This window comes from Streptomyces africanus (assembly GCF_002150735.1).
GTDB lineage: Bacteria > Actinomycetota > Actinomycetes > Streptomycetales > Streptomycetaceae > Streptomyces > Streptomyces africanus.
Genome location: NZ_MUKA01000265.1, coordinates 1 through 7,861 on the forward strand (window position 1 = coordinate 1; position 7,861 = coordinate 7,861).

A 7,861-nucleotide genomic window follows, 5' to 3' on the forward strand; every position below is an offset into this window, starting at 1 on the left:
TGGAGTACGGGGCATGCCCCGCGGCCGGCACAACGGGCACCGAGTTCGTGATTCCCCTCGATGAGGAGATGCTCGCGTACTACCGCGAGATGGTGGACGTACTCGTGGAACGCTGTGGTATCTCCCGGGCGGAGGCGGTCGCCAGGGTCAACGCGACGTACGGGACACAGGACGGCGTGTGGATCATGGGTCACGAGGTGGCCGAGTACTGGGCGTTCGGGGCGTACTACCGTCCGGATCACCGGGGCCGGCTCCCCGTCGGTGACCCGGTCCTGGACGCGGACATCGACTACGGCACGCTCTCCGTGCGCCCTGCCCCGCCGAAGGGCTCGCCCTTCTGGACGCTGGAGGAACTCAGTGAGTCAGCCGAGGACCCAGGAGCGGCACAAGCCGGTCACTGAGGACGCGGCGCGCGGGCTCGGTGGACATCCACAGCAGTTTGTGACGGGCCCCGTCGGCCATGCGCAGGGTGATGCCGGAGGTGGTCAGGCCGCCGTGGAGCCGGGCCTGTGCGATCTCGGCGAGTGGAAGCACCTTGTTGGTGCGGTGGTCGGAGCGGATGGCGTCGGGGTCGTAGGCAAGGGTCCGGTGGGTGTCGGGTGCGGCCAGCTCGGGTCCGTTGAACCCGGTCACCATGGTGGCCAGCAGGCCGCCGCGGATGCGGACCAGGTGGTGGGGGAGCAGCCAGAGTTCCCCGTGGATCCAGTCCAGCCAGCCGGTGGTGCACGTGGTGGCGAGGAGTTGGGCGGATTGCAGACTGACCCGCGCGGTCCGGGCGACGACATCGTCGAGGAACGCGAGGAACGCCTCGACGGACCCGACCCGCCGAGTTTCCCGCACGGCCTCGGACTGTGAGACGACATGCAGGTGCGCCCAGCCGCTGTGGTGCACCTCTGCGGTCAGCTGGACGGCCTGGCCGGCCGAACCGAACCGCACCGCCAAGTGTGTGCGGTCGTCGGCCCACAGCACGGGAGACACCTGGACCCCACCCGCGGACCACCGCCCTCTCCGCTGCTCGATCTCCGCACCTGCCAGGCCCAGGTCCAGGGCCGTTCGCTGTCTCATCCGTCTCATGCCGCTGATCTTGTCGCATCCCTCCCTCGTGCGATGGGACGATGTGCGCACGAGTGATCGAGCGAACGGGGAGGCCGGCGTCATGGCCCGCTACATGGAGGCACTGACCGTCGAGAGGGGCGGGTTCCGGATCAAGGTGCCGGAGTCGTGGTGGGAGTTCGACGTACGGCCGGAGTCGCGGGACGACTCGATCCGGCGGATGGTGACCGAACGGGTGCGGCAGCGGCCGGAGTTGGAGCAGTACCGCGACACGTACGTCGACTTCCTCAAGAAGGCCGCGGCGGACGCCTGGAAGTCGGGCGCGCTGTACTGCGGCTGCATGGCGGAGAGCTTCGGCGGGGACACGCCGATCACGGGCTCGGTGACCGTCTCCCTGGTGGGCGGCCGCAACGAGCGCGGTGAGCCGCTGTCGAACGACCCGGCCGTGATCGCGAGCCAGCTCGCCGTCAAGGAGGCCAAGCGGGAGGGAGACTCCTGGCGGAAGGTGACGACCGTCGACATCCCCGGCGTCGGCCCGGCCGCGCGGACGTTCGGCATCGAGGACATCGCCGTACCCGGCGACGCGCTGGGCCGCACGATCCGCGCTGTGCTGATGCAGACGTACATCCCCGTGCCGGGCCAGGAGGGCAAGGTGGCCCTGGTCGCCGGCAGCAGCCAGGTCCTCGACCTCGCGGACTCCTTCTTCGACATCTTCGACGCGATCACGTCGACGTTCCGGTTCACGGGCTGACCTCCCTCCCGGCATGCCGATTCCTTGAGCAGGAGAGCGGCCGCTGTGCGCCTGGTGATCACCTCGCAGAAGACCGACACGCTGGATGGGTGGCAGCGCGTGTTCGAGGACTGCGACGAGTCATCTGCCAGCGGGGACTGCGGGCCGAGGCTCCGGACGATGGTGATGGGTGAGTGCTTCGGCGGTGTACGTCGGCCCAGAAAGGGGGGCGCATGCCGCTGATCAGGATGAAGGGCCAGCGGCGTCAACACCAGCCGGGTGACATCTTCGTGCTGCAGCCGGAGGGGCACGGTTTGCGTTTTGGTCGAGTCGTGAAGACTGGGCAGAGTGGACCGGAGGGCCGGTTTCCCGGAGGGCTCCTCGCCTACGTGTATGACGTCCCTGCCGAGGTCGAGAAGCCGGACCCGCCGGTGCTGACGCTGACGCCAGACCGGTTGCTGTTGCCGCCGTTCTTCGCGGCGCCCTGGCCCTGGGCCAAGGGCTACTTCAGGACTGTCGAGCACGAAGTGCTCAAGCCGGCTGACCTGCTGGCTCAGCACTGTTTCTTCGATCCCGCCCGCAGTGCCTACGCCGACGAGAACGACAAGGTGATCGCTGGTCGAACCGAACCCTGCGGTATCTTCGCCCTGGCTAATTTCGCCCTGCTCGAGAGTCAGGTGGACGACGCCCTGGCCGGTCGGCTCGCACCGGCGCCATCACCAAAGGCATAGCAACCGACGCTGACGGCACCGAATCGGAGTAAATGTGATCTGGCGCGAGCTCGTCCAAGCGTTCCCCTCGGCGGAACTCCGTGATCCCGGCACCCTCGACCGCATCGAATCGGTCCTTGGCCAGCGGCTCCCAGATGACCTCCGCTCCTTTCTTCTGGAGAGCGATGGGCTGACCGACGCATACGGCACCGACGTCATCTGGTCTGCCGAGCGGATCCTCGGCGACAATCGCTCGTTTCGCAACGACGAACAGTACAAGTCCCTGTACATGGAGTTCGATTCGCTCATGTTCTTCGGAGACAACGGCGGGGGAGACCAGTTCGCCTTCGTCCGGCGACCCGAGCGCAACGAGGTGTTCGTCTGGGACCACGAGACGGACAGCAGAACCCTCGTGGCACCGAGCCTGGAGCGCTATGTGCGCAGTGCGTTGGAGAGCGACGGCGAGGATTGGTATCGGTAGGGATACTGCTCATGGCGTCGGATCGTGACTGGGAAAGCGGCAAGGGCCTGCTGGGCATCGACGACCCCGCTGAGTGGGATGCCGCGTGGGAGCGCGGGGAGCGTAATCTCGGTACAGCGGCAATCGGCTTGGCGCTCCAGTGTTCGCTGGAGGAGGCCTCGCCTCGGATCGTGAGGGCGACGCAGTTGCCGCACCCCGAGCAGCGGGGGTACGCCTTCACCGCCGCGGGTACCGCAGCGCGACTCAACCGGGAGCTCACGCCGGAGCTGTACGCGGTGCTGCGCGTGGAGGGGCCCAAGGGCCTGGCCCAGGACGCCATCAACGACACGCTGACCTTCGTGCCGTTCCGCAAGCTGCCGCCGTGGTTCAAGTGGCGGTGGGTGCGCGCGACGGTGCGGAACACGCTGGAGGGCTGGTGGCTGCGGTCCGCGGACGCCGTCAGGGAGGCATGGCGGGCTACCGCCGAGCGAACCAGGTGGCCGTGACGTCATTGGCGAACGACCGGCGTTCCGTCACGGTGAAGAGCGTGGGGTCGAACGCCCCGTCGAACGCCGGGATACCTGCCCCGGCCACCACCGGGTAGCTCTTGATGATCAGTCTGTCGATCTCGGGCAACAGAGAACCCGCGAGCCGACCGCCTCCGCACAGCCAGATGTCCTTCCCTTCTTCCGCCTTGAGCTTGCGGACCAGGTCGAGCGGGTTGTCGTCGACCACCGTCACCTCCGGGTCGGGGCCGGCCCCGAGCGTGCTCGACACCACGTACTGACGCAGGTGTGCGTACGGGCTGGTGATGCCCGCGTCCAGCACGGCGCGGTAGGTGCCCAGCCCCATCAGCACGGTGTCGAAGTGGAGGTTGGGCGTATCGGCTAAGCCGTGCGCGGCGCGCAGTGCGGTGGGGACGGTCTCGGGATAGCGCTCATTCATCCAGGCGCTGTAGGCGGCTGCCTGCTCATCGTCGCCTGCCGGATAGAAGTCGAACTCTCCACCGGGGCCGGCGATCCGGCCGTCGAGGGAGACGGCGACGTAGTAGACGAGCTCTCGCATCGATGCAACTCCATTCGTAGTACTCTGCCTGTAGTGCTGTGAACGTAGTACTACGTCTGGAGTGGTGTCAATGGCGCGCAGAAATGACGAACGAAGGGCGTCCCTCGTAGACGGCGCCATCGAGGTCCTGGCCAGGGAAGGCGCGCGCGGTCTGACCTTCCGGGCGGTGGACGCCGAGGCCGGTGTGCCCGCCGGCACGGCCTCCAACTACTTCGCCAACCGCGACGACCTGCTCACCCAGGCCGGCGCCCGCGTCTACGAGCGGCTCCAGCCCGACGAGGCGACCATCGCCCGGCAGCGGGCGAGCACGCGGGCGGGGGACCGGGAGACCTACGCGGCCCTGATGCGCGAACTGGTCGGCCGGATCAGCGACTTCCGGACGGGCTACCTCGCACTTCTCGAACTGCGCCTGGAGGCCACCCGGCGGCCACAGCTCCGGGCGGTTCTGACCGAACAGGTGCGTGCCGACCTCGGGGCCAACGTGGCCTACCACGAGGAATCCGGCCTGCCCGGCGACGCCACTGCGGTCCAGTTGCTGTATCTGACGCTCAACTGGCTGATCGTCGAGCAGCTCACTCTCCCGGACGTGCTCTCGGAGGCCGAGCGGGAACGACTTGTGGCGACCGCGGTGGAACGACTGACGACGAGCCATCCCCATCCAGGCTGACAGGCACCGTTCGTGATGCGGGAGCTCACGTTTACCTCGAATGGTTGTGCCCTGTAAGTTCACGTGTGCATACGGTTGTTGACGTTGGTGTGGCGTGACCGGGGGCGATATGGCGAGGCGCAGGCCTGCTGACTGGCATGTCTTGGACTTGGACTCGCGGCTCGACAAAACTTTTCTTATGCGCCTTGACGAGGGCATGCTCGAATACTTCCGAGACATCGCGAACGAAATGGTGTCGAGGTTCGGTATCTCCCGTGCCGAGGCCGTGGCGAGGATCAACGATCGGTATCGGAACGTCGACATTTCTCCCTACCCGGACCTCATGTGCCATGAGTTTCCGGAGTACTGGGCTTATGGCCTGTACTACTACCCGGACGAGGCGGGCCGACTGCCGACCGGCGGCGAGGGCGACGATGAGTCCATCGACTTCTCTGCCTTTAAAGTGCGCCCAGCTCCTGAACCGGGCTCGCCCGTCTGGACGATCAAGGATTGAGATGCGGCCCATGCTTCACATCAGCAGAACCTCGGAGCCCTGGGTCGTATTGGTTCCCTATGGAGAGGCCGAGATCCAGCAGCAGCTGTCACGGCTGGAAGCGAAGGGAGGACGCGTCCACCGCTTCGACTCCCGTGACCTGATGACCGAGGACGGGATCTACCGTTCGTTCGCTGAGGTTCTGCGATTCCCCGGGTACTTCGGCAGGAACTGGGACGCCTTGGTGGACTGCCTGGACGATCTGTGCGCTGAGGTCACCGGCGGAGTCGGGGTCGTAGGGCTAATTAGCGACGCGGATCGACTCCTGGAAGCGGAACACTTCCCCCTCTTCGTGTCGGTCCTCTGTCAGGGTGCCGACCGTGCGAACTCGTCGGTCGACCTTGATGGCTTCCCCCTGGACCGGCCAGCGATCGTCGAACGCTTCGTGTTCGAGTTCCACGAATTCGATCGCGAGAAGGTGGTGCGGCAGATTGATCAAAACGACCTGGCTGTCACCACCGGGGAAACGTTCGTCGCTGCCAGGCTCAATCCTGAGAAATGGCGTTGACATAAATGGTTGACGTAACTGAAGAGCTGAGTCGGCTGTCTGACCTCGACAGACTCACTGGTCAGGCCGTGGAAGCGGTTCTCGCCGCATCGGGCTGGGAAGGCGAGCGCAGGAATCCGGCAAAGGAATGGGCGACCACGTGGAGGCGGGACGGCGCCGGCGCCTGGATCCAGGGCGACGGGCCGGTGGAGGTGGAGTTCACCCTCTGGTTTCGCGAGGTCGCCGACGAATGGCCCGACCCGGACACGTACCTGGACGAGCTGTACGACACCGCTGTCGCCGAACTCCCGGCAGTCGTTTCGCGGCTTGAGTCCGGAGCGCTCGGTACTCGCCTCGAAATGTCCGACGAGGAACTGACGGGCGGGGCGGACTTCATCGACCACACCGCCTGGAGGGTCTCCGGCAAGGTCCTTCTGGCAGGGGTCAAGCACGACGACACCGAAGCACCCGTGCAGCTCGTTGTCGTCCTGCGCGAGGGTGATGCAAGTGCGTGCTGATCAGGCACGTGGTTGGTCCGCACAGACCGATGAAGTGCTGCGGCGCGCGGGCTGGTGGCCCGGCCGTTCCGTGCCGACCGACACCTGGGAGTCGGTCCTGCGTGAGCGCGGGTCCTTCGTGGCCCATGAAGCCGCGCGCCGGTTCCTCTCCGAATTCGGGGCTCTGGTGACGTACGGCTGGCCCGCCGACACGATCACCACGTCGTCGGCAATCCGTTTCGATCCCCTGAAGGCCGGTTGGCAGAGCGAGCGGTTCGCGTGGGCGAGCCGGGAAGCGGGGGCGTCCCTCTATCCCGTTGGCACGGCCGACCAAGGTGCCAGCTTCCTCGGTATCACCAAGGACGGGGCACTCCACCTGGTAAGGGACCGCGTGGAACAGCTGGCCGAGACCACCGACCGGGCGCTGGACCGCCTGGTCGAGGTGCAGACGGCCCGGTCTGCCCTCTGGACGCCAGGGGTACCAGCGGACGAGCACGCGTTCTGGCGTCGACTGCACACCGTGGAGACCGGCCAAGGCGCCGGGCTGCGCTGGTCCGAGGAGGCGGACCGGGTGCTGCGGGCCGGCGGCTGGTTCCCGGGCCGGTCGGTTCCCACGCAGACCTGGGAGAGCATCCTTCTGCAGACCGGCGAGTTCGAGATCCACGACGCGGCACGGCGTTTCCTGGCGGAGTTCGGCTCCGTGGGCGTGTCCTACCGTGAGCCGTGGGACTCGATGCCGTGGATGGAGTTCTCACTGGACCCGCTGCTCGCCATCTGGGACGCGGAGATCATCGACGACCTCGCCGAGCAGGCGGGCGTCGATCTGTACCCCATCGGCATGCGCGACCGCGGGAACCAGCACCTGGCCATGGCGGAGGACGGCTCGGTCTACGCCGGCATGGACAGCGTCTGGCTGCTCGCCCCGACACCCGACGAGGCCTTGCAGAAGCTCACCAGCAGGATCCGGCCGACAGCTATGTGACGCCCGGCTGCTGCTCGCTGCCGAACCGATCAGCGGGGGTCCGCGATCACCGCCGGCTGATGGCCGGTCGATGCCGATCTTTTCGTCGAACGGCTGTGGCCTGTAAGTTCACGTGTGCATACGGTTGTTGAGGTAGATGTTCGCGTGACGGGGGTTGCGGTATGGCGGGGCACAGGCCTGCGGACTGGCATGTCCTGGACTTGGACAAGGATCCGACGCCTGGTGATCCGCAGCGGGTGCGCACGCTTGCGAAGCATCTTCACGACTTCGCCGATGACGTCTCCGAGGCGCTGCGTCTGGTCAAGGGCATGGCGGGGGAGGGGACGCTGCTTGAGTGGGCGGGCAAGTCGGCGGATGTGTTCAAGGAGGACTTCGCCGACGTCCCGAAGAACCTCAAGAAGCTGAAGAAGTCCTACGAGATGTGCGGGGACGCGCTGGCGGACTTCTGGCCGAAGCTGGAGCGGGCGCAGTCGCTTGCGGACAAGGCGCTGATCAAGGGACGTGAGGCGCGGGACAACCTCTCCTCGGCCCAGTCCCGTCTCACCTCGGCCGACTCGTGGGTGACGCGGGCCGGCAAGGAGGCGGACAAGTACAAGGACGACCCGACCGGCAGTAAGAACGCCGAGAAGCCGGACGAGGCGAAGGTCCGTGCCGCGACCCGGGATGTGCAGCACGCCA

General features: G+C 66.7%; 13 protein-coding genes. 11 read left to right on the plus strand and 2 right to left on the minus strand.

All coding sequences use genetic code 11. The features are described from left to right. Positions 1-401 (plus strand): hypothetical protein (locus CCL05_RS29710; RefSeq protein WP_341868286.1); only part of this gene is annotated, 401 nt, incomplete at its 5' end. Here the strand turns inward: CCL05_RS29710 and CCL05_RS29715 are convergent. Further along, positions 355-1,065 (minus strand): hypothetical protein, encoded by a 711-nt coding sequence (locus CCL05_RS29715; RefSeq protein ID WP_158102509.1) that lies wholly within the window; start codon positions 1,063-1,065, stop codon positions 355-357. The two genes, CCL05_RS29710 and CCL05_RS29715, sit on opposite strands and share 47 nt — an antisense overlap. 91 nt (positions 1,066-1,156) lie before the next feature. Between CCL05_RS29715 and CCL05_RS29720 the strand changes: the two genes are divergently transcribed. The 4 genes from CCL05_RS29720 (at position 1,157) to CCL05_RS29735 (ending at position 3,459) form a co-directional block, all read left to right on the plus strand. After that, entirely contained in the window at positions 1,157-1,804 is a 648-nt protein-coding gene (locus tag CCL05_RS29720) for a hypothetical protein (RefSeq protein WP_086563753.1), read from the plus strand. A 212-nt stretch (positions 1,805-2,016) separates the two neighbouring features. After that, positions 2,017-2,514, plus strand: a complete 498-nt coding sequence (locus CCL05_RS29725) for an Imm26 family immunity protein (protein ID WP_086563755.1) — start codon at positions 2,017-2,019, stop codon at positions 2,512-2,514. Positions 2,515-2,548: 34 nt separating this feature from the next. Next, the gene (locus CCL05_RS29730; RefSeq protein ID WP_244204459.1) at positions 2,549-2,974 is read left to right on the plus strand and encodes an SMI1/KNR4 family protein; all 426 of its coding nucleotides are present in this window, start codon (positions 2,549-2,551) and stop codon (positions 2,972-2,974) included. Between the two features lie 11 nt (positions 2,975-2,985). Beyond that, positions 2,986-3,459, plus strand: a complete 474-nt coding sequence (locus CCL05_RS29735) for a hypothetical protein (RefSeq protein ID WP_086563756.1) — start codon at positions 2,986-2,988, stop codon at positions 3,457-3,459. On the opposite strand, the gene CCL05_RS29740 is transcribed toward CCL05_RS29735, so the two are convergent. Further along, complete coding sequence (locus CCL05_RS29740) at positions 3,431-4,018, minus strand: dihydrofolate reductase family protein (RefSeq protein ID WP_086563758.1); 588 nt, start codon at positions 4,016-4,018, stop codon at positions 3,431-3,433. The two genes, CCL05_RS29735 and CCL05_RS29740, sit on opposite strands and share 29 nt — an antisense overlap. 70 nt (positions 4,019-4,088) lie before the next feature. Here CCL05_RS29740 and CCL05_RS29745 point away from each other — a divergent pair, with 70 nt between their 5' ends. The 6 genes from CCL05_RS29745 to CCL05_RS29770 all read left to right on the plus strand — a co-directional run. Next, positions 4,089-4,685: a TetR/AcrR family transcriptional regulator gene (locus CCL05_RS29745; RefSeq protein ID WP_086563759.1), complete on the plus strand. Its 597-nt coding sequence runs from the start codon at positions 4,089-4,091 to the stop codon at positions 4,683-4,685. A 178-nt stretch (positions 4,686-4,863) separates the two neighbouring features. Further along, positions 4,864-5,178, plus strand: coding sequence for a hypothetical protein (locus CCL05_RS29750; RefSeq protein WP_086563764.1), 315 nt, complete (start codon positions 4,864-4,866; stop codon positions 5,176-5,178). 10 nt (positions 5,179-5,188) lie between these two features. Then, positions 5,189-5,725 (plus strand): barstar family protein, encoded by a 537-nt coding sequence (locus tag CCL05_RS29755; protein WP_086563765.1) that lies wholly within the window; start codon positions 5,189-5,191, stop codon positions 5,723-5,725. 5 nt (positions 5,726-5,730) lie between these two features. After that, positions 5,731-6,222, plus strand: coding sequence for a hypothetical protein (locus CCL05_RS29760; RefSeq protein ID WP_086563760.1), 492 nt, complete (start codon positions 5,731-5,733; stop codon positions 6,220-6,222). Next, entirely contained in the window at positions 6,206-7,183 is a 978-nt protein-coding gene (locus CCL05_RS29765) for an SUKH-3 domain-containing protein (protein WP_086563761.1), read from the plus strand. The genes CCL05_RS29760 and CCL05_RS29765 overlap by 17 nt, the downstream gene beginning before the upstream one ends. 161 nt (positions 7,184-7,344) lie before the next feature. Beyond that, positions 7,345-7,861: putative T7SS-secreted protein (locus tag CCL05_RS29770; protein ID WP_341868287.1), on the plus strand; the 517-nt coding region annotated here is incomplete at its 3' end.

What these genes read in the sequence shown, in the direction of transcription:
- CCL05_RS29750 (WP_086563764.1), top strand. Translation starts at nt 4,864, where the DNA reads ATGCGCCTTGACGAGGGCATGCTCGAATACTTCCGAGACATCGCGAAC.
- CCL05_RS29735 (WP_086563756.1), top strand. Translation starts at nt 2,986, where the DNA reads ATGGCGTCGGATCGTGACTGGGAAAGCGGCAAGGGCCTGCTGGGCATC.
- CCL05_RS29760 (WP_086563760.1), top strand. Translation starts at nt 5,731, where the DNA reads ATGGTTGACGTAACTGAAGAGCTGAGTCGGCTGTCTGACCTCGACAGA.
- CCL05_RS29715 (WP_158102509.1), bottom strand. Translation starts at nt 1,065, where the DNA reads ATGAGACAGCGAACGGCCCTGGACCTGGGCCTGGCAGGTGCGGAGATC.
- CCL05_RS29725 (WP_086563755.1), top strand. Translation starts at nt 2,017, where the DNA reads ATGCCGCTGATCAGGATGAAGGGCCAGCGGCGTCAACACCAGCCGGGT.
- CCL05_RS29720 (WP_086563753.1), top strand. Translation starts at nt 1,157, where the DNA reads ATGGCCCGCTACATGGAGGCACTGACCGTCGAGAGGGGCGGGTTCCGG.
- CCL05_RS29740 (WP_086563758.1), bottom strand. Translation starts at nt 4,018, where the DNA reads ATGCGAGAGCTCGTCTACTACGTCGCCGTCTCCCTCGACGGCCGGATC.
- CCL05_RS29765 (WP_086563761.1), top strand. Translation starts at nt 6,206, where the DNA reads ATGCAAGTGCGTGCTGATCAGGCACGTGGTTGGTCCGCACAGACCGAT.
- CCL05_RS29745 (WP_086563759.1), top strand. Translation starts at nt 4,089, where the DNA reads ATGGCGCGCAGAAATGACGAACGAAGGGCGTCCCTCGTAGACGGCGCC.
- CCL05_RS29755 (WP_086563765.1), top strand. Translation starts at nt 5,189, where the DNA reads ATGCTTCACATCAGCAGAACCTCGGAGCCCTGGGTCGTATTGGTTCCC.